The following is a 20,360-nucleotide window of genomic DNA, read 5'->3' on the forward strand; positions in this document are numbered from 1 at the left end:
TCGCCATGATTTACACGACAAGCATGTACAAACCTGCATCACTACACGCGTATAAATGACACTCTTTTTTGCCTTGTGTGTCTTTCTTCGTTACACTTCATTTCTGGTGCAAAACAACGTTGGGACTATTCTTGCGCTGATGGTATTCTGCGTGCGCGGAAATTCAAGTGTGGTGCCGGTAATTTCGCGCGCTCACTCATTACCAGTAATCTCTCAGCAAAATCGGCATCATGGTTGGCCACCAATCTGGCTCACCTATACAATCGCGAACAGCGAGAACAGCAATAGCGCCCTGGAACTGTGGTGTGCTGTGCAAGCAGCAGACGCCCAATTATGGTCGTTGCAGCAAGAGTGTAAGGAACATGATGAGGGACCCTGATGACTGGTACTGATAATCAAAACGGCGCTTGCCGTCATATAATCCTGATACCCACATTGCAGCCCCAATCTGGACTGCTAGACTATGTGGCGCAATTGCGCGAAGATGATGCCATCGCACAGGTTGTTATTGTCGATGATGGTTCAGGGCTGAGATACCGCCACATATTCAACGAACTTGAACGCGCAGGAAACCCCGTTCTCACCCATGAGCACAATCAGGGCAAGGGTGCGGCTCTGAAAACAGGTATGGCGTGGATCAAGGAGCATTATCCCCAACCATTCACCGTTATAACGGTTGATTCTGACGGTCAGCATCGCATCGAAGATGTGATTGCGATGGTCCGAGAGTCTGCAGGCTCTCTTAATTCGCTGATTCTGGGGTGCCGTGACTTTTCAACTCCCGGCACCCCTTGGAAGTCAGTGCTGGGCAACAAGTTCTCAACCTTACTGTTCACATGTCTGTATCAGGTGAAGCTCGCCGATACCCAAACCGGCATGAGATCGTTCGGTTCGGATCTGGTCCCAACCTTCCTGTCGCTTCCCGGCAACGGGTTTGAGTATGAGACACAGATGCTTGTCATCGCGGCGCAACGACATGTGCCCATCGTTTCAATGCCCATTGCCACAATCTACAATGACGGCAATCAAGGAACCCACTTCCACGCGATACGTGACAGCTTTATCATCATGAAAGCGCTGATGGGAGCATTCGTCTCTTTCTCACTGTCGTCACTGCTCTGCGCAATTGTCGACATCGCCTTGGCAGGATTATTCTTCAGCATTCCACTGGGAGGTTTGGGCGTTACCACCTATATGCATACCTTCGTAGCGACATGTCTCGCACGGGTCATGTCAATAGCGTTGAATTTCGCAATCAACCGCACACTCATTTTCAAGGATCTTAGCTCCCTACCATCGAGTCTGCTTCGCTACGTAAGTTTGAGCCTCATGCTGATCGTCCTCTCTGCCAGCGGAGTCTACGCATTGCATCAACTGTTCAACATCAGTCAGGTCACCGGAAAAATCATCTGTGATTGTATGCTCTATTTCCTCAGCTATTATGTTCAAAGCCGTTGGGTTTTCAACAATGATTCGAGAGCGCAATGAAATCAACGAAATTACAGCAATCATCGATAACCAAGCAAAATCTCATATTCGCCCTCGCGATTGTGCTTATGAGCATCTATCTGGTTTGGCGTCTGTTCTTCACACTTCCCATTCATGACGGCACGTTGAACATGGTTGTTGCGGTGATGCTCTACATTGCTGAGGCCATAACGATTTTTACAACATTCGACCTATTCTTCCAGCGCATGAGAGCGGATAGCTTCGTGATTGACCGTCCAAGCATCGAAGACCAGGATTTTCCAGATGTGGACGTGTTCGTTGCCACGCATAACGAAGCGGTGTCGTTGCTTTCCAAAACGGTGTATGCCTGCACCTGCATGGATTATCCAGACAAAGCAAAGCTTCATGTGTTCATCTGCGATGACGGCAACCGTGCCGAAGTCGCGCAGCTGGCGGATGAGCTGCATGTCGGCTATCTGGGACTTGCCGACAACACCCACGCAAAATCAGGAAACTACAACAATGCCCTTGCCCACACCCACTCCCCGCTCGTCGCCACCTTCGATGCGGACATGATTCCACGACATGACTTTCTGGTGAAAACCATCCCCTATTTTCTCGTCAGGGACTACATTCAGGAGCAGGGAGCTTGGCGAAAAAGAGACGCCGACGAACACACTTCGGACGAGAAACCCATTGGCCTCGTGCAGACGCCACAAAGCTTCTATAACCCAGATCTGTTCCAGTTCAACCTGTACGCCGAAAAGATCATTCCAAATGAGCAGGATTTCTTCTCACGTGAAATCAATATTTTACGGAACACCTCGAATTCCGTCGCGTACACGGGAAGCAACGCGATTCTTTCCCGCAAGGCACTTGAAGATATCGGAGGATTCCCCCTCAACACCATAACCGAAGATTTTGAGGTCAGTCTTCGAATGCAGCAGAACGGCTATATTACCTATGCGACGAACGAAGTCTTATCATCAGGTTTGGCAACCACAACCGTCAGCGCGATGATTCACCAGCGCACTCGCTGGGCGCGCGGAATCATTCAAAGCTTGCAGAACACCCACCCGTTCCGAACTCCTGGTCTGTCATTCCAAGGAAAGCTTGCCTATCTGTGGAATTTCCTCTACTGGTGGTCGTTCGTTAACCGCTTGATATTCATAACCTCACCGATTCTGTTTGCATTGTTCAATTTCAGAATCGTTGTGACTGGCTTGGGATCGTTGATACTCATCTGGCTGCCCGCATATATCTGCTATGCGTCGGCAATGCGCTTCCTCTCCGGATCCGTCAGAAACCAAAGGTGGAGTCAGGTCATTGACACCATATTGATGCCATACATGATTTTCCCCGTGTTGCTCGAAACCCTGCACATTCACCAACGCAGCTTCAAGGTCACTGATAAGCGCAACGTGGCCCTAGGAGCACGTGCCAAAAGTAACCTACTACTGGCTGTCCCAAATATCATACTGCTGCTCTTCACCCTCGCTGCACTCGTTCATTTTGTCTGGGGCAAATATGGCTGGTCGCTGTTCTTCGGCTCGGTCATCATATTCTGGCTGACATACAATCTGGTTTCTCTCACATACTCGTTGTTCTTCATGCTTGGGCGCCCCGCATACCGGCGCAGCGAACGTTTCACCGCGCACGAACAGCTAGACATCAACCTGGGAGGCCAGATTTACAAGGCTTACACCATTGACATTTCTGAGGAGGGCATGGGCATCCACTCCGACGTGTCCTTGTATTTTGACGAGTCTCAGGACGTTGCGCTGAGAATTCATACCGACCGTTATGAATCCGAGCTGCTTGGCCGCATGATCTATGCGCAGCAGGTGGACGATGGCTGGCGATACTCCCTTGTGGTCAGGGCCAAAACAATTGCGGATCAGCGCAAATTCTTCCAAATCATTTATGACCGACAGCATGCACTACCTCAGCAGATGGATTTCTGGGACACCGCCTACGACGATTTTGTCAGAAACGTAATGAAGCGATTGCAAAAGCCAAGCACCGCGTTCAATCGATTTTCAACAATGGTCGTTCGCGATTCGGTACGTTTCGATGATGGAACAATCTGCACTCGCGCATCCATAGGATATCGCAGCTGGACTGTGGCCCATCTGCAAGCAGCGACAGGAATGGACACGATACCATCACGGCTTTCATTCACCACGGAATCCGGAATGAGGATTGAGCTTATGCGGACAGGACAGATGCATGGCGATGAAGAGACATTGCAGGTTGCGAACCTGCATGAGCTGGCCTCGTCAGGAATGGTGAGCGGCGTGATTGAAAATATCGCAGCAACCGTCACTCACCCTGTGGACCACTGATTCTCATGATTTCACGATTCTCTGCTGCACAATCGACGCAAACCGTAAGCACACACTCTCAAGAAGCCTCAGCATGATTATTGTCACCACCATTGCAATGATTCTTTCGTACTTCGGATATGGAGCGGCTGCACGTATGCTCCATGTTCACAAGGAATTCATACCTATACTCGTTCTGTCGAGCATCGGCTGCGCCACATATATCTGTGGCATATTCAATCAGCTGGAAACTGGCTCATTCACCATTCTTGCCGTAGGACTGGCGCTGCTGCTCATCATCGTCGCATGGCGCTATGCTCGCCCGCTGACGCGTGGAAAGACCGACGGTCATGTTCGCAGAACCTCCAAGCCGTGGCTTCCATCATTATTTGATACCCTGTTCGTCATCGGAATCATCTGTTTTGTATTTCTGCTGCACTCCAGCAGGCTTGTACATTACGATAATTTCTCACACTGGGCCATCGCCCTCAAGGAAATGCTACTCACCAACGCATTCCCGACAGTGCATTCTGAACTCATCAGCTTTCTCAACTATCCGCTTGGCACGACCTCATTCCTGTATTATGTGTGCAGCTTTGCTGGCCATTCACAAGCCGTCATGATTCTCGGTCAAAGCATGCTGATCTTTGCGGCCTTCTACGCAGTGTTTGGCATCATCGAGCAGCAGAAACGATTCCTTCTCTACGCTTTCCTGGCGTGTGGGTGCTCAATACTTTCCATATTCAACATCACGATCAGAATCAACACCCTTCTTGTCGATTTCATTCTTCCTGTCTTAACGCTTGCCATTCTTGCAATCGCCTACCGGTATGGCGATCATCTCGTCACCGCTTCTGCAATCATCGCACCCATTGCCGCATTTCTGATGATTGTCAAGGTCACTGGCATAGTGTTTGCATCCATAGCGCTCCTGTATCTCCTGCAACGGCTGCTCACCAACAAACGCTGGAAAAGCTGGGCCAACTGTGTCGCAGTACTTGGGTTCTCTGCAGCATCGTTCTGTACCTACGCCCTATGGCAATGGCATCTCAAGATTACCGGCATTGCTGCGCTCTCTCAGAAATTCAGCAGTAATGCAACCGACGTTGCATCGGGAGGGTCCGCGAAAACCGGTGCGCAAATACACCACATCATCACCGCCTTCACCCAGGCTTCCCTAGATCTGAACACGCGAGCGGCTCAGGGAATATTGGCTGCCAATATCATAGCGATTGTGGTTTGTCTCATTGTTGCATTCACTCGCGCGTGGCGTTGGAATCTTTGGAAATGCCTCATTGCCACGGATATTGTTCTTGCACTGTATTATGTAGGAATTCTTGCCTTATACATATATTCCATGCCTCAGTCGGAGGCTCAGAACCTGGCAGGTTTTGACCGATATTCCAATAGCATCGTGGTGCTGTTCGTCGGAGCGTTGTTCATGTGTGCGACCATTGACATAGAGCGGAGCTTCCGTTTCCGTGTCGGTGAGGTTCCCGCATATCGCTCCTTCAAAACCTTTGCAACAAAGAATCTCTATCAGCAGGCAGTGGTGGCATGCACTGCCATCGCCCTATCAATTCTCTTATCTGAATACAATGGTCTCAGTTCAATCATCAAGGCTTATCCCACCACCTTGCCTGCCACGGTTTCACAGGTTACCGCAGACGCCTGGCCCAAGCATGGAGCTGTGGATACCACCAAATACCTCATCTATGGTCATGACACCGACGGTCAGGCCACCGATTATTACATGCAGTATGTGGTCAAATACTATCTCTATGCACCCCATGTGGATGCCATAGTCAAGTTCTATGAGCCCAATATGGACAATCTGCTCAGGAAATACCAATATCTCGTCGTTCTGCAAACGGACAGCACCGAAATGAGGCTGCTTCAGCGCCATTATGGAGTCAGCGGATCCACAGGCTTCTATCGGATAGTGAAATCACATAACGCCATCACGCTTGTTGCAGAGGGAATCAGATGATGGCAACTGCATGGCGACTTGTTGAGACACGTCAGCATGCATAGGCATAACGAGCACGATAGCTGTTATGACCACAATAACGGCCCCTCCAAGCTATTGTGGATACTAGAACCGATATGCTTACATGCTTGGCCATACTTGGTTTGGGAGCATTTCCAACCCTGAAATGTGCAATCGTATCCCTGTTTCCACGGCATCGATAGGATGCCCGTAGAGAAAGCCCTGAACCAGATGACCGCCAAGGCTGCTGATGAGCTGCTCCTGATGTTTGGTTTCCACGCCCTCGAAAACGATTTCCACATTCAATTGTTCGCACACGTTCAACAGTCCTCGCACCAAGGTCTGCGTTACGCTCTGCTCCAACTTGTCAACGATGCTTTTATCAATCTTGATGGCGGCAACAGGCAGCGATGAGAGAATTGAAAGCTCCGAATACACGGTTCCCGAGTCATCAAGTGAAATATCGATCCCGTTTGATCGAACAAAGGCACCTACCTCGTCCAAGGTCTTCCCATCAGCGTGCGACATCGATTCCTCGGTGATCTCAACGATGATTCTCAAATTCTGATATCGCTTCATCGCAGCGATGAGATGAGCCTCGAACAAGGGGTCAAGCATGTCGTTCAGCGTTGCATTGATGGCAATAATCTGCAAATCCGATTCGATCTTGTTGAAAACAGCCATATCAGCCGTAGAATGCAGCAGCATGGAATCAGACAATGCCGAGGTCAGCGATCTTCTGTCGGCAGTTTTGACAATATCTGCAACTGGTATATCGCCAAGCTTTGGATCGTGATATCGCACCAATGATTCAAGAGCATACACCGTTCTCGTTCGAAGATTGACGATGGGCTGGTAATATACCTGAATCACATCTTTTTCAATGGCGCGGGCAACAATCTCCTCGATTTCAGCTTGACTTGGCAATGAGCGCTCGCAGCGTCCTTGCTGAGTGTTCGCAGGATAACGCTCAGGCACGGTTGCAACGGTACCGTTTCCGCCGCGAAGGTCAGGCTGGATCGTACGACTCGTCACACCTCTTCGAGACTCATACATGCGCCGGTCAGCCTCTTCCATCAGCCTGCGATAATCCTTGCCGCTGTCGCCGATGGAAATGCCGAAGGATATCTTTATCGGCACCAGTCCCCCTGATGTGGGGACGACTTTGTTCACGTACCGTGCAACATGTTTAGCTAAAGTCTGCACTTCCTGAAAGTTGCCGATGCCACTAAGAATGATGACGAATTCATCGCCGCCAAGTCTGGCGACCATATGCTGCGCATCAACCGCCGAGCGCAACCGCCGAGCAATGATCTGAAGAACCTCGTTACCCACTTGATGTCCATACGAGTCGTTGATTCTCTTGAACTTGTCGACATCAATGAAAATCATTGAGCACACAGGATTGCCCGCACTCTCCTGCTGCTCGGAAAATGTGGCTTCAAAGGCGCGATAGTTTGCCAGACCTGTCAATGGATCGGTGTTTGCAGCCTTTTGCAGGCTGCTGGTCTCCATCCGAATTCTGTAGATGACACGCAGCATGGAGGCAATGAGGTTAACGACCAGATTATCAACTTCATCGAAGGACCGGTTCCAGACCGATCGCGTTATCGCAATATGTAATGGCCCATGGGTTGACGATATTGCACCGGAAACCACGGAACTCTCATAACCGTTGTCGCGCGGCGTCGCAGAGCTCACGCTCACCTTCATGTACGGATACATCTTCGACATCAGCTGCTTGGTGCTATACATGACATCTTTGGTTGAAAGCGACAGCGAACTGGAGGCGGCATCCAAATATTCCAGACGATGACGTTTGGAAAGACTGTTGATTCCCAAATTGCCCAATCGGAACAACGCTGAAAGCAGCACAAGCGACAGCAGAATGTTCGCGGCGGTGTCCCATTGCGGATCCGGCATTATTCTCGGAAACAGCCGCACCGAGAATATCAATGTCGTTATTCCACACAGCACAAAGGGCTTTACAATAACCAGTTTCCAATCAAGATGTTTCAGATTTCCCGGAAAGGTGCCTTCCCTCAATGCGGTGATCACACACGCGATGCCAATTCTGGACGTGGTGTAGCTGAGACAGAAAACAAGCAGGACATAGATCACGATATTGGGCAGGACGACGGTGGTGCGATACATGTCATCCACATATCGTCCAATTACTGCCGACGGCAGTACCGATACCATCGTTGACAGGATGGCGGCAAGCGCCCACGCTATTGATTCGGCCCAGATCATGTAGAGAACCGACAGCACGCACACGACGATTATCCCTATCGTCCAAGGCTGCGGCACAAGCATGGCGACGTTCAGCAGAACCAGATCGGGACCGAAACCAAGCAGCAGGTTGTCACCGGTGATGTGCGGACACAGCATGGCCGACACGAACAGCAGCGCAAACCAGAACATCCATAGAAGCGGGGTTGCCTGAAGAACTGAGATACCACTGAAAATTGCCAAAATAATGCTGGCAGCAGTGAAGAAAAGGATGCATAGAACGAAACGAACTTTTCGCTGGGCCAGATGACTCATAATCATACTTGTTGCACGCATGTAATCCATCCTCAAGTCTGACGCGTCGGCATAACATTTGGCATTCCTCATACTTTGCGTTCCACCAGCGAAAAGCACTGTGGGTTTCAGACATCATTGTACAAGTGTTGCAAATCATTCAGAAGCCCGTCAGCTGCCCAGCAGACAATAGCGCGCTTGCAATGGCGACATGAGGATGTCGAAAGACTACGACAAGCATATTCAAGATGCTATGCGTGCCCACGATATGGCATTTATGAGCATGAAACTGCGAAGAAGTCACCTCTCATACAACCGATGGAGCTATTTCGTGGAGACGGTATCGTGACCGGGGTCAGCGACCCTTGCCGAATGCCCGAAGGCGAACGCCGTTCCAATCGTGCGAAATTGTCAGAGGCATCGCCGCGTTCATGCCAGCTGTTTTGGCAGCGTTCTCTACTGTGCTGGCGCTTGGAGCACCGGTTCGGCCGGGTTTAGGGCAAAGAATCCACAAGGGACCATCATCACCCAGTACGGTATATGCATCGACGATGGTGTCTGCCAGATCATCCTCGGCATCACCATCCCGCCACCAAATCACAACGCCATCTACGGCCGAATCATAGTCCTCATCAACAAGGTCTTCGCCTGTAACGTTTTCGATCTGAGAGCGGATGCCGTCATCGACATCATCGTCCCATAACCACTCCTGGACTATGTTTCCAGGGTGGAATCCGAATTCTTCTGCTTTCTTGGTTGTCGCTTGAGCCACGCCCTAAGCATAACAAGATAGGCGAACAGAATGTAAACAATGAGCGTCAGATGTGGAAAAGAATTCAAAATATGAACACGGCTTAACTTTTCATGCAGCCCTGTAATTTCTGGAAGAACGGCAATTTTTCAAGGGCTGCACCGCTCTTTGCGGACTAGCCAGCATCCATGGATTGCGCCCTACTGCCGAGAAACCGTGCACTGTGGCAGCGTGTCACCCTTGCCTTGACCGATGGCGACAAGGGAAGAATACGCATCCGAAATCGTCGATACCTTCACCACATGCAACCCCGTTGGAATATGGCCGACGACTTCATCGCAGTTTGATGCCGGAGCAAGGAACCATGTTGCGCCATCGCGCAGAGCACCCAGCATCTTGAGCCGAATGCCGCCTATGGCGCCAACCTTGCCGGCAGCGTCCATGGTTCCGGTGCCCGCTATGGTTTTCCCACCGGATTCATTCTGTGGAGTGAGTAGATCAATCGCACCCAAGGTATACATCATTCCCGCTGAAGGCCCCCCGATATTGTCTACATGCATCGATATCGAATACTTTGACGTATCGATGCCCTTCGTCTTGAGGAAGGCGCGTGCCTGCGATTCCGCCGCTTTCTGGGAACCGCTCATCTCGGCCTTGTTTTCCTTCTGGTACTGGTCGAGCGTCTGGCCTGTCGGAACGATAACTTCGCGCGGAAGCACGTCGGCATGTCTGCTGAACCATGAAGCAAGCGCCTGTAGGTTAGTCACTGGGTATCCAGGAATCCCCTGAGCATTCACCGTCACGAGCAGCAGCGAACCCTTGTCCCTGTATGTCTTGCCACCAGTAATGCTCATCACTGACTGCTTGCCCGATTCGGCAAGCACATTTCGTGTGGGTCCTGGAGTCTCGATCACGTATGGCGAGGGCATCACCAGCATGATGACGGCAAGCACAAATCCAATGGTTCCCAAGAGATACGAGGGCGAACGGCGTGCAAAGAAGTCCCGGCCACGCCCACGCACCACCTTCAATGCGCCTTTGGCTGACATTGAAGCTTTCCACTGCTTAACGCTCATGACTCTAATACTATTGAAAACACAGACATGGATACTGACATGGATACTGACATGAACCAGATATGAACGCTTCGATGTTCCCAGATGACATTTCCCTAGGAGGAAGAGACACCGAGGGCTTTACAGCAATGTCGGATTCTCTGAAAGTTTTCTGGGAACACCATCCACCACAGACGTGTAATCTAGTCAGCACAGGGAATCACCAATCACTTCGATACGGACGGACGTTATGGACGAGAATGCAATTCACCAATGGCTTATACAATGCTTTGGGCCGGTGCAGGGAGAGGCCGCATGGGCTCAATTCTCTCAGCTGCCCGATGAGGTGCGTGACCAGATTCTCTCTCAAGGTGCACAAGGGCTGCCCAAGCCCGAAGAGGTGCAGTCCCTGATTAAGGCTTTCTCAGCAGGAGGTCTGAACACCACGGACGATGTGGAACGCACGATTGAAAAGGGGCCGGTCAACACTGACCTTGCCAAGTCAATTGCTTCAAGCACCATTGCCTCCGATGGAGCTGAAAGCACGGTCACGGCAGAGGAGGCGCAGACGGCTCGCGAGGCAATCAGCGCTTCAGGACTGTGGCTTGATGCCATCAGCGATTTCAATCCAGCACCTGGCGACATGCAGGTTCTGACTCGTGATGGCTGGCTTGAGAGCACGATTGCCGCATGGGCACAGTTCTCAGCGCCGGTCGTTCAATCAATGAACGATGCCCTCTCCGCAGTCTTCACCGAACGTTTTGGAGATTCCTTCGAAAGCCAGGTTTCAGGAATGTTTGCAGGGCCCGTCCCGATTCCGATTCCCGACAATCTCAAGGATCCAGGCACCCTGATGAAGCTTCTGGGCAACACGTCCTTCTCCATGCAGCTGGGACAGGGTGCTGGCAAGCTGGCCAAGGAAATACGCGGCAGCTTCGATCAGGGCATCGCATTGCAGTCAAATCCTGCGGGCGCTCTGATACCGCAGAACATCTACGAATATGCGCAGTCCCTTGAGCTTGACGTGCATGAGGTCATGAGCTTCCTTGCATTGCGCGAGCAGTCATATGCTCGTCTCTATGCTTCGGTGCCGTGGCTGATGCCACGTTTCGAAGCGCTGATCGGCAAGTATGCGCGCGGCATCACCATCGACCTCGATGCCATGGAAGATCAGCTCCGCGATGCCACCGACATGAATCCCGAATCGATCGCCGGTGCCGTGAACCTGACCAACGTCGGAGCCTCTGACACTCCCGAACAGCAAGAGGCTTTGCACAGTCTGGGCGATCTCCTCGCACTGGTCGAAGGATGGGTTGACTGCGTCGTGTGGCGGGCAGGCATGGCACACATTCCACATATTGAACAGCTTCGTGAGATGACTCGTCGTGAGCGTGCTGTCGGCGGACCTGCCGAACAGACCTTTGAATCGCTGATTGGCTTGGAACTGCGTCCCAAACGGCTGCGTGAGGCTTCACAGATCTGGGAGCAGCTCACTGCAGAAGGCGGTCAGGAACTTCGCGATTCGAAATGGAACCATCCAGATTTGCTCCCCACCTTGCCATCCGATCATGACTCCATCGAAGGAACTGAAGGCACGAAAGGTATCGCTGGCACAGCGGGCACTACTGGCTCGGATCAATCGGCATCGGGATCCACAGCTGCATCCGAAGCATCTTCGACCGGCCCCAGCAAGATTGACTGGGATGCGGAACTCAGCAAGCTACTGAATGACAATGACGCTGCTAGCGACGATGCTACTGACGGTAACGATAATGATAACGGCGATGCGGGTAATGATGCCGGTAATGGAACAGGCAAGGCCGCCGGCACAGGCAAAACGGGCACTGACAATTCTGACGGCACCGATACCCCTGACAACTCAGACAGCCCCGATAAGAACTGACTAATGACTGCTTCGTGGCCGTTATGCCGACGATTATGCCCGGCTGCGAAGCAGAAACCGACTTGGCTTGCGTTCGGTGTATCCGTTGCCGCGAGCGCTTCTGGCGAAAGAAAGCGTGAGCACATCCTCGGCTCTTGTGATGCCGACGTACATGAGCCGTCTCTCTTCTTCGAGATTGCCATCCTGCCCCGATCCGAACGGAATGAGTCCTTCTGAGCATCCAATGATGAACACGTGGGAGAACTCTAGGCCCTTGGCTGCATGAATGGTCGAAACCGTAACGGTTCGTAGCGCATTTCTCGCCGCCTGAGCCTCTTCCCCGTCAGCGGATGCGCCTTTCAAAGCGCGACTCAAGTCCTGAGCCTTGCCAGAGTCGACGGTCGAGCTCTGCCATCCTGAATCGGTGCGAACCTGATATCGGATGTTCCTCTCGCCCAACGCGGCGCACACCGCTCGCTGCTGGGCGTTCACACGAGTCAGAATGGCAATGGATCCAATGTCTTTGTCGGCTTTCATCATGCGTGAAATGCGCTGTGCGATGGCTCCGACTTCACTCGAATCATCGGGGAATACCACTGTGTTGACGCGTTTGCCTTGCTTGCGCGGTGATTTTAGTGAGAGATATGTCGCGCTTTCTGGACTCTTCGAAAGCACCATGTTCGCATAGTTCACGATCTGTGGCGTTGAGCGATAATCCGTATTGAGTTCGACATCGGCTGCAAGTGGTCCAAACTCCTCAGCGAAGTGACGCAGATAGTAGCTGCTTGCCCCGGCGAATGAGTATATCGTCTGCGCCGCGTCACCAACGACACAGACTGACTTGCCTTTGCCCATCCATAGCTGCAAGAGTCTGTGCTGGAGCGGGGAGACATCCTGATATTCGTCAACGGTCACATGTTTGGTGCGTTTTCGAATGCTCTCGGCCGCTTCGGGATGACGTTCAATGATGTTGCAGTCGATCAGCAGCATATCGTTGAAATCGATCTGATTGCGACTGGACTTCTCCTGTTCGAAGGCCGACATCACCGCTGCCATCGCCTGCGGGTCAAGATCTGCAGGCGGTACCCGATGCAAGGCAGAGCATACGCGCTCATAATCCTGAGGAGCGATCAGCGAGACCTTCATCCAAGCGATCTCAGCAAGAAGGTCTCGCATCTGCATGGCATCGATGTCGTCAGTGCCCGACACACGTTTCAGCGCGACGGCAAGCAAGGCTCTGGGATCTTGAATAATCTGCGGGAATGGCGCATCGCTGAGCTCATACCAGACGTTTCTGATCTGAGCCAATGCCGCAGCGTGGAAGGTTGCTGTCTGTATTGCCTCGCTTGCTCCCAGACTCATCAGCCGAGTTTTCATCTCTTCGGCTGCCTTGACGGAGAAGGTTACGGCCAATGTTTCACTGGGATTCCAGGCCCCTATCGAGCACGCATAGGCGATGCGGTGGGTTATGGTGCGGGTTTTTCCGGCACCTGCACCGGCGATGATGCGCACTGGACCCTCGACCGTCGATGCGGCTGCAAACTGGTCGTCGTCAAGCGACTTCAGGATCTCGCTATCATGGGGGTTTTCTGCGTGCAAAATTGTCACTCTTTCATTGTCTGAGGCATGGCAGACTTCAACTGGTGGTGTGCGTGTATTACTGTGGAAACGTGACCATTGAAAGCAACCTTACATTGGCGGCATTGGCATCAGCCACCATGCCGAACATCGCCGTGTCCGGAATCAGCGATGGTGAACAGCTCTCTGCCCAGGACATTGCCGCAGGGATACGCACTGCCGTTATTCGAGACACCTCGGGACGGCTCTATGATGTCATCGCTGCAGCCAAACCACAGGGCAAGAAATTGCTCAAATCGCAGGTTCAGGCAGCTCAAGCCTTGTCTCGAGCGCGGGAGACTGCAGGTCTAGGTTTTTCAATAGAACGCATCGTGTCCTACCAGGCTGGAGACAATCCTAACGCTTCGACGGGTTCTACCGCCGTCGTGATGGCAGCCCATTGCGAAGGTCATCCCCGCAAACTCGGCGCACTTACCATCGACGAGTGCATGGCAGTCGGCACCGCAATCGGGGCCATACATCGCATGCGACCCAACTTTCTGAAGGATGAATCCTATCCATGCTACGCCACCGAGCACATACACAAACAGCTCACTGGCTGGATTCGTACGTTGGCCAAGGCGGGTCACATCCCTCAAGAGATAACGTCCAGTTGGGCTCAGATCGTTGAGACAGAGGGTCTGTGGTCTTTCAACACATGTATGGTCCATGGTGGTTTCCACGATGGCGACATCATATTCAATGGCTCCAATCTCACCGGTATCCATCGCTGGCAGAACATGCAGATGAACGATCCGGCAAGGGACTTGGCGTGGATTTTCGCAAAGCTTGATGAAGAGCACCGCAATGCGCTGCTGTCGTCGTACGGACGCATGATGGGTTCCAGACTTGACTCCCTCATCATGCTGCGAGCCAATCTCTGGCTTCAGATGGAAAAGGTCAGCGACCTGATTCAGGCACTCGACAGTGCCAACAACGACGCCATCGTTACCTTCCGCGCCGAGGTGGAGCGCCTCGCCCATCAGATTGCGATGAAGAATGTCGACATGCCGAAGGCACCTGTCCATCGCAATCCAAATCCGGACGCACCATCAACCATCACCGTTGGCTCCCTACTTGCTTCTGAAAGCGGTTCCGACGCTTCGCATAACGATGCTGCAGCCGCATCGCAGTCCGTGCCGCAGTCCGTGTCACAGCCTGCCCCACATGCTTTGAACGCCGCCGAGCAGTTAGACAAGCGCAGCGATCTTAACTCGGACAATCATCCAGACGACCACCCAACAGAAGTGGTTCAGGCGGCGGAAGTTACCGATCGGCATCAGCAAGATCTCGAGACAATCGTCATTCCCGTTCAGGAACTTCACGATGCTGTCGGCGAACACAATCAGACGAAAGACAACAGTTAACCATAGAATGCCTGAGAGATGACTTGAACAATGACTTGAGAGTTCCACCTTGTAATGCAAAGGGTTGTAATGCAAAGGGTTGTAATGCAAAGGGTTGTGATTCAAACGGTTGGAATTCGAACGGTCAGCAGAGACATCGAGCAGCATCAATGATTCGGAGGAATACATGGAAATCGAAATTGGCATCAGAAACGTTGCACGAGCGCTCAACTTCAACGTTGATGCCACAGCGGACGACATTTCAAAGACTATCGATGATGCCGTTGCCGGCAACAAGCCCATCGATCTGACCGACAGCCGCGGTCGCCGCATCGTTATCCCGACCGATGCCCTCGGATATGTGGTGATCGGCTCGGATATTGCCCATCCAGTCGGTTTCGGAGCCCTCTAGCCTCGTTTCCACAGTGTGCTTAGCTTCATTGTGAACTCTTTAAAGTATAAAACCCTGTTTTTGGCCTGAATCACCTGTTTTTTTGCCGAAAACAGGGTTTTATACTTCTTGAAGTTCACAATGAACGCATTGTTCTCAGAGCAGGGGCAGAATTCCGCGTTCTGCGATTGCTGCAGCCACGATTCCGGGCGCAGTGTTTTCGCCGAGCAGGTTCGGTTTGCCCTTGCCATGCCAGTCCGAGCCGCCGGTCATGATCAGATGATGATCTCGTGCGATGCGCGACAAGCGCTGTCGCTGGGCCTGATCGTTATCGCGATGCCAGATTTCAAGACCGTCAAGCCCTTCAGCAATCAAGGTCTCTATCTGCGCATCCGACAGCAGTTCAGCATTGCGGGCGATAGCTCCGGCATGAGCGACCACCACGACTCCCCCGGCAGCATGCACGCATCGGATGACTTCATGAGTCGATGGTGAAGGCGTAGGAAGATAGTACTGACTCGAAGACGAGCAAATTCCATCGAAAGCCTGCGATCTGTTGCCGTAGACTCCGGCCTGAACGAGTGCATCAGCGATATGAGGACGGCCTACCGTCGTTTTCTCGCCCTCGCCGACCTGAGCGAGCACCGAATCCCAGGTTATCGGATAATCCTTGGCTATTGCCTCAACCATCTGCTGCGTTCTCTTCAACCGTGCCTGGCGAGTGGACGCAAACAGATCGATCATCACCTCGTTCTCAGGGTCGTAGAGATACGCAAGCATATGCACTGAGGTATGCATGTCATACGCGGTAATTTCACTGCCCCGAATCACGGGAAAGTCGTATTGCTTCGCAGCGTGTGCCACTTCATCCCAACCCGCATAGGTGTCATGGTCGGTGATGGCAACCCCCTGAAGGCCCAGTTCCTTCGCCTGCTTCACCAGTTCCGTAGGGGTATATGTGCCATCGGAAAACCGGGTATGGCAATGGAGATCCCACCGTGCGGCTGCAGACAATGCCTCGTTACTTTCAGTCATACGTACTATCGTAGGCTTAGAATCGAAAATACTGTTGTAGGGACAATCCTCGTTGTCTCACAGTGTCTTATACAAATGTCATATACAAGTGTCATATACAAAGGATTGTGAATGACCACACGTGCACATGGTTACGGCCCTGAAGATGGCAGTAACAGCTCCTCGCTTACACACAATGATTCCATCGAAAGCATCGACTCCCCTGATTCCAACGGCCCAGTCGGCAACAACCCATTCGACCGTCTGACCGGATGGCGTCACAGCGCAACATGGACCTATCTGGTGATGCTGGTAGCCTCGCTCGGCGCGCTGCTGGTCTCGTTCATTCTTTCGGGTGAGACACTGGAACTGGCCAGACATCCCAACGCCAAACTCGAATGTGATGTCAATGCGCTGGTCTCCTGCTCCACCGTCGCCCAATCTTGGCAGGCAGAAATAGTGCATGTTGGCAGTTTGAGCTTCCCGAATGCCTTCTTCGGCATTGCCGCTGAATCGATTTTCACCACTCTCGCCGTTCTTGGTCTGGCTCGTGCGCGCACGCCCCGCTGGTTTACCATCGCCACCTGGTGGGGTGGATTGGCTGCTTTCCTCTATGCTTACTGGCTGTTCTCCCAGTCCATGTTCGTCATCAATGCCCTATGCCCTTGGTGCCTCTGCCTGATGTTCGCCACGACGATTCAGTTCATGGCATTGAGCCATGCGACCGTCAGCGTGCATCGAATTCCCAGCTCGGAACGATTCGGCGCACTGGCCAGCGGTCTTGCAAGCTATTATCGGCTGCACTTCGATCTGATGGTCGATGTGCTGTGGATCGTGGCAGTCGCAGCCCTGATTCTGATTGACAAGGGTGCCGCTATTTTCTGAGTTCTATTCTGGCGACGATGCGTGCCGCTCCGGTGAGTAGAACCCTATCGGCTTCGACATCAACACGCAGCGTTCCGCCAGGTACGCCAATGGTCCAATGGCTGATCCCCGTGAAGCTGCGAAGCACTGCCGCACTTGCACACAGGCCCGTGCCGCAGGACAGCGTCTCGCCAACCCCGCGTTCGTTCACCCGCATGTTGGCCCTTCCCGCATCGGCATGCGCATCAGCGGAAAGGACTTCCAGGAATTCAACGTTTTGACCTGATTCCAGCACAGGCTCGATGATTGGCGCTTTCGTGAGATCCAACTGCGAGACCTTACCCAGATCGGATTGTGCGGCCTGCTGTCTCAGCGTCGTGTTCTCGCTCTGATTCTGTGCCACGACAACGATATGGGGATTGCCCAAGTCAGCATACGTTCCCACGGCCTGTCCTCTGGCGGCGGGCAAAGTCACCACATAGTCGTCCGGCGAGCCCACTGACCACGGGCCCATGTCTACCTGGAAGAGTTGGGTGCCCAACACCGGATCATCGGGAACTGCGTGGATTGTTTTTACTCCGGCACGCGTGCCAAGAATGAAGGCATGACTGGAATGGTCGGCAGACGCATCAGACACCGTAGTATCAGACACCATTGAGGCACCATTCTGCGCTTGGATACCGGCGTTATGGGCTTCTGCCTGTATCTGCGCTACAGTCTGAGCAAACAGCGCCGAGACTCTCGTTCCATTCCCACACATTTGCGCCAAGGAGCCGTCAGCGTTGCGGTAGTCCATGAACCATTGCACACCATCACCTTCGAGGGATGCGACGGTCGCCTCATCCAAATCCGAAACATTACGAGGATGGGTAAGTCTGATCAGACCATCGCCGCCGATGCCGAAATGTCTGTCGGTGATGCGGCGAACCTCTGCTGCAGTGGGTTCATACTGCCCTTCAGGGTCGGCATATATGACAAAATCATTGCCAGTGCCGTGGCCTTTGTACACTATGTCGGGAATGCTCATGTAAGTAGCCTATGGCGATGCGGCGACCGTTTTGGCCGTTGGCATGTGTAGGCTAAGGGACAAAGGAGGGGATCAGATGACTGGTACTGCAATCATTGACGTTGGCGGAGGATTCAGATCCATTTTTGGAGCGGGAATTCTTGATTATTGCGATGAGCGAGGCATCTCCTTTGACCATTGCTATGGAGTCTCCGCAGGAAGCGCCAACCTTGCATCCTTCCTGGCGCGGCAACCGGGTCGCACGCACCGCTTCTATACGCAATATGCCTTCCGGCGAGAGTATGCGAGCGCCACCAATTTCCTCAAGGATCACAACTTCGTCAACCTTGATTACGTATACAGCACATTGTCGAACCATGACGGTGAAGATCCGATGGACTTCGAGGCGCTGAAAAACAATCCAAGCAAGCTGACCGTGGTGGCGTGCAATGCCGAAACCGGCCAGGCCGTGTATTTTGACAAGTCAGAGATCACGCAGGATCACTACGATATCTTCAAGACATCGTCCGCTGTTCCTGTGGCCTGCGAACCCTATGTGTACAAAGATGTTCCCTATTTTGATGGCGGCATCGCGGATCCTGTGCCGGTGCAGCGTGCGATTGATGACGGCTATGACCGCATCGTGCTGGTACTCACACGGCTCAAGGATGTGCTGCGCGAACAGCATAAGGACATCATGCCCGCGAGAATTCTTCGACGAACGTATCCCAATTCGGCTGAACGGCTACTAAACCGTTACAAGACCTATAACGACGAGGTGGCATTGGCCAAGAACTACGAAGAGGAAGGCTCCGTGCTGATTCTCGCTCCTGACGATCTCTGCGGCCTCGATACGCTAAGCAAAAGCTATGAAGGACTCGAACGCATGTATCGCAAGGGTTATGCTGCTGCCGCTCACATCCAGTCATTCCTCACTCGCTGACTGACCAGCAGACTCAAAGCACACACTGACTAAGCGAATAGCTGCCTGAAGCCATTGTTGCTGAACATGAAACAGACATCCCCATGCACGCCATATCCGGTGCATGGGGATGTCTGTGTTTGTTCGAAACTGTTTGTTCGAAACTGTTTGTTCGAAGCTGTTTGTTCACAACTTGCTTGTGAAAGCAGTCCAGTGGAAGCTGCCTATTCTGGGCTCGCCTGTTGAGCCTTACTTCTCTGCGGTCAGCGTTGCCTGCGTAACCTGGTTGAAGAGCTCGTTGTATCCGCCTGGAGTCGATGCTGGAAGCACGACGGTCTTCGAGTTTGGCGATTCGGACAGCGAACGAACGACATCGAGATACTGGTTGAACAGCACCACATTGTTCACATCGTTGATTTCCATGCCAACACCCTGAAGGCTCTTAATCTGGTCGACAATGCCGTTTGCAATCTCTCGACGATAGTTGGCCTGACCTTCACCCTGCAACCTGGTACGCTCGGCCTCTGCAGCGGCCTGGGTTTCAATCTGAATCTGCTGAGCCTGTGCGCGTTCACGTGTCGCTTCCTTTTCACGCTGTGCGGCGTTGATGGAATCCATCGCGTTCTTGACCTGCTGGGAAGGATCGATTGCCGTAACCAAGGTCTTGATGACGGAGAAACCGAACTTGGACATTTCCTGACCAACGGTCTTCTGCACGTCGGATGCGACATCATCCTTGCGAGCAAAGGCATCATCGAGCTTCAGTCCAGGGATTGCGCTTCGCAGTGCATCCTCGATGTATGATCTGAGCTGGCCTGCGGGGTCGCGCAGCTCATAGTATGCGGTGGCAACGTTCTCTGGATTGACGCGGAACTGCGTGGACACCACCACGGTGACGAAGACGTTGTCAAGCGTCTTGGTTTCAAGCTTGACGCTGAGCTGGTTGACGCGCATGTTGGTCTTCATGGAAATGCGGTCGACAATCGGAATCTTGGCGTGCAGGCCCGCATACGTGACCTTCTTGAACTTGCCTAAACGCTCGACGATGTAAGCCTGCTGCTGCGGCACCACATACAGGGCACCAAACAGAAGCAGGGCAATAAGCACCAGCACGATAATTACGGTTATGAGGCTACCAGTCATCTTTTCTCCAGATTTGTATGAGTTTCAATGATGTCAATATCGTTATGAATATTGACTTTCTCCCTTGTCCAAGCATATCA

16 protein-coding genes are annotated in these 20,360 nt (G+C 52.5%); 9 read left to right on the forward strand and 7 right to left on the reverse strand.

From position 1 onward, the window contains the following. Positions 1-55 precede the first annotated feature (55 nt). The 4 genes from QN215_RS06995 (at position 56) to QN215_RS07010 (ending at position 5,763) form a co-directional block, all read left to right on the forward strand. Positions 56-379 carry a hypothetical protein gene (locus QN215_RS06995; protein WP_369343608.1) on the forward strand — a complete coding sequence of 108 codons (324 nt, stop codon included), beginning with the start codon at positions 56-58 and terminating at the stop codon, positions 377-379. Continuing rightward, positions 379-1,488 carry a GtrA family protein gene (locus tag QN215_RS07000; protein WP_369343609.1) on the forward strand — a complete coding sequence of 370 codons (1,110 nt, stop codon included), beginning with the start codon at positions 379-381 and terminating at the stop codon, positions 1,486-1,488. The genes QN215_RS06995 and QN215_RS07000 overlap by 1 nt, the downstream gene beginning before the upstream one ends. Next, positions 1,485-3,794 carry a glycosyltransferase family 2 protein gene (locus tag QN215_RS07005; RefSeq protein ID WP_369343610.1) on the forward strand — a complete coding sequence of 770 codons (2,310 nt, stop codon included), beginning with the start codon at positions 1,485-1,487 and terminating at the stop codon, positions 3,792-3,794. Before QN215_RS07000 ends, QN215_RS07005 begins: the two co-directional genes overlap by 4 nt. Positions 3,795-3,867: 73 nt before the next feature. Beyond that, entirely contained in the window at positions 3,868-5,763 is a 1,896-nt protein-coding gene (locus tag QN215_RS07010) for a hypothetical protein (RefSeq protein WP_369343611.1), read from the forward strand. A 120-nt stretch (positions 5,764-5,883) separates the two neighbouring features. Here the strand turns inward: QN215_RS07010 and QN215_RS07015 are convergent, their stop codons facing one another. From QN215_RS07015 to QN215_RS07025, 3 genes are all read right to left on the reverse strand, one after another. Then, complete coding sequence (locus tag QN215_RS07015; RefSeq protein ID WP_369343612.1) at positions 5,884-8,331, reverse strand: EAL domain-containing protein; 2,448 nt, start codon at positions 8,329-8,331, stop codon at positions 5,884-5,886. Positions 8,332-8,644: 313 nt separating this feature from the next. Further along, the gene (locus QN215_RS07020) at positions 8,645-9,061 is read right to left on the reverse strand and encodes a DUF3052 domain-containing protein (RefSeq protein WP_369343613.1); all 417 of its coding nucleotides are present in this window, start codon (positions 9,059-9,061) and stop codon (positions 8,645-8,647) included. A 179-nt stretch (positions 9,062-9,240) separates the two neighbouring features. Continuing rightward, entirely contained in the window at positions 9,241-10,089 is an 849-nt protein-coding gene (locus QN215_RS07025; RefSeq protein WP_404978530.1) for a PDZ domain-containing protein, read from the reverse strand. Positions 10,090-10,345: 256 nt separating this feature from the next. On the opposite strand from QN215_RS07025, the gene QN215_RS07030 reads away from it, so the two are divergent. Next, entirely contained in the window at positions 10,346-11,998 is a 1,653-nt protein-coding gene (locus QN215_RS07030) for a zinc-dependent metalloprotease (RefSeq protein WP_369343614.1), read from the forward strand. Between the two features lie 33 nt (positions 11,999-12,031). Here the strand turns inward: QN215_RS07030 and QN215_RS07035 are convergent, their stop codons facing one another. Next, positions 12,032-13,579, reverse strand: coding sequence for an ATP-dependent helicase (locus tag QN215_RS07035; protein ID WP_369345111.1), 1,548 nt, complete (start codon positions 13,577-13,579; stop codon positions 12,032-12,034). A gap of 68 nt (positions 13,580-13,647) precedes the next feature. On the opposite strand from QN215_RS07035, the gene QN215_RS07040 reads away from it, so the two are divergent. Together QN215_RS07040 and QN215_RS07045 are read left to right on the forward strand one after the other, a co-directional pair. Next, positions 13,648-14,961, forward strand: a complete 1,314-nt coding sequence (locus QN215_RS07040; RefSeq protein ID WP_369343615.1) for a phosphotransferase — start codon at positions 13,648-13,650, stop codon at positions 14,959-14,961. A gap of 166 nt (positions 14,962-15,127) precedes the next feature. Next, positions 15,128-15,352, forward strand: a complete 225-nt coding sequence (locus QN215_RS07045) for a DUF3107 domain-containing protein (protein WP_369343616.1) — start codon at positions 15,128-15,130, stop codon at positions 15,350-15,352. A gap of 135 nt (positions 15,353-15,487) precedes the next feature. Here the strand turns inward: QN215_RS07045 and QN215_RS07050 are convergent, their stop codons facing one another. After that, on the reverse strand, positions 15,488-16,366 hold the full coding sequence (locus tag QN215_RS07050; RefSeq protein ID WP_369343617.1) for a PHP domain-containing protein: 879 nt from the start codon (positions 16,364-16,366) through the stop codon (positions 15,488-15,490). 111 nt (positions 16,367-16,477) lie between these two features. Here QN215_RS07050 and QN215_RS07055 point away from each other — a divergent pair, with 111 nt between their 5' ends. Beyond that, entirely contained in the window at positions 16,478-17,230 is a 753-nt protein-coding gene (locus QN215_RS07055; protein WP_369343618.1) for a vitamin K epoxide reductase family protein, read from the forward strand. Here the strand turns inward: QN215_RS07055 and QN215_RS07060 are convergent. Further along, the gene (locus QN215_RS07060) at positions 17,220-18,236 is read right to left on the reverse strand and encodes a diaminopimelate epimerase (RefSeq protein WP_369343619.1); all 1,017 of its coding nucleotides are present in this window, start codon (positions 18,234-18,236) and stop codon (positions 17,220-17,222) included. The two genes, QN215_RS07055 and QN215_RS07060, sit on opposite strands and share 11 nt — an antisense overlap. Before the next feature lie 76 nt (positions 18,237-18,312). On the opposite strand from QN215_RS07060, the gene QN215_RS07065 reads away from it, so the two are divergent. Next, positions 18,313-19,158 carry a patatin family protein gene (locus QN215_RS07065; protein ID WP_369343620.1) on the forward strand — a complete coding sequence of 282 codons (846 nt, stop codon included), beginning with the start codon at positions 18,313-18,315 and terminating at the stop codon, positions 19,156-19,158. Positions 19,159-19,386: 228 nt separating this feature from the next. Here the strand turns inward: QN215_RS07065 and QN215_RS07070 are convergent, their stop codons facing one another. Further along, positions 19,387-20,280, reverse strand: a complete 894-nt coding sequence (locus tag QN215_RS07070) for an SPFH domain-containing protein (RefSeq protein WP_369343621.1) — start codon at positions 20,278-20,280, stop codon at positions 19,387-19,389. Between the last annotated feature and the right edge of the window lie 80 nt (positions 20,281-20,360).

The organism is Bifidobacterium sp. WK041_4_12 (assembly GCF_041080795.1).
Lineage (GTDB): Bacteria > Actinomycetota > Actinomycetes > Actinomycetales > Bifidobacteriaceae > Bombiscardovia > Bombiscardovia aquikefiricola.

What these genes read in the sequence shown, in the direction of transcription:
- QN215_RS07050 (WP_369343617.1), bottom strand. Translation starts at nt 16,366, where the DNA reads ATGACTGAAAGTAACGAGGCATTGTCTGCAGCCGCACGGTGGGATCTC.
- QN215_RS07010 (WP_369343611.1), top strand. Translation starts at nt 3,868, where the DNA reads ATGATTATTGTCACCACCATTGCAATGATTCTTTCGTACTTCGGATAT.
- QN215_RS07065 (WP_369343620.1), top strand. Translation starts at nt 18,313, where the DNA reads ATGACTGGTACTGCAATCATTGACGTTGGCGGAGGATTCAGATCCATT.
- QN215_RS07055 (WP_369343618.1), top strand. Translation starts at nt 16,478, where the DNA reads ATGACCACACGTGCACATGGTTACGGCCCTGAAGATGGCAGTAACAGC.
- QN215_RS06995 (WP_369343608.1), top strand. Translation starts at nt 56, where the DNA reads ATGACACTCTTTTTTGCCTTGTGTGTCTTTCTTCGTTACACTTCATTT.
- QN215_RS07060 (WP_369343619.1), bottom strand. Translation starts at nt 18,236, where the DNA reads ATGAGCATTCCCGACATAGTGTACAAAGGCCACGGCACTGGCAATGAT.
- QN215_RS07025 (WP_404978530.1), bottom strand. Translation starts at nt 10,089, where the DNA reads ATGTCAGCCAAAGGCGCATTGAAGGTGGTGCGTGGGCGTGGCCGGGAC.
- QN215_RS07000 (WP_369343609.1), top strand. Translation starts at nt 379, where the DNA reads ATGACTGGTACTGATAATCAAAACGGCGCTTGCCGTCATATAATCCTG.
- QN215_RS07005 (WP_369343610.1), top strand. Translation starts at nt 1,485, where the DNA reads ATGAAATCAACGAAATTACAGCAATCATCGATAACCAAGCAAAATCTC.
- QN215_RS07030 (WP_369343614.1), top strand. Translation starts at nt 10,346, where the DNA reads ATGGACGAGAATGCAATTCACCAATGGCTTATACAATGCTTTGGGCCG.
- QN215_RS07070 (WP_369343621.1), bottom strand. Translation starts at nt 20,280, where the DNA reads ATGACTGGTAGCCTCATAACCGTAATTATCGTGCTGGTGCTTATTGCC.
- QN215_RS07045 (WP_369343616.1), top strand. Translation starts at nt 15,128, where the DNA reads ATGGAAATCGAAATTGGCATCAGAAACGTTGCACGAGCGCTCAACTTC.
- QN215_RS07015 (WP_369343612.1), bottom strand. Translation starts at nt 8,331, where the DNA reads ATGCGTGCAACAAGTATGATTATGAGTCATCTGGCCCAGCGAAAAGTT.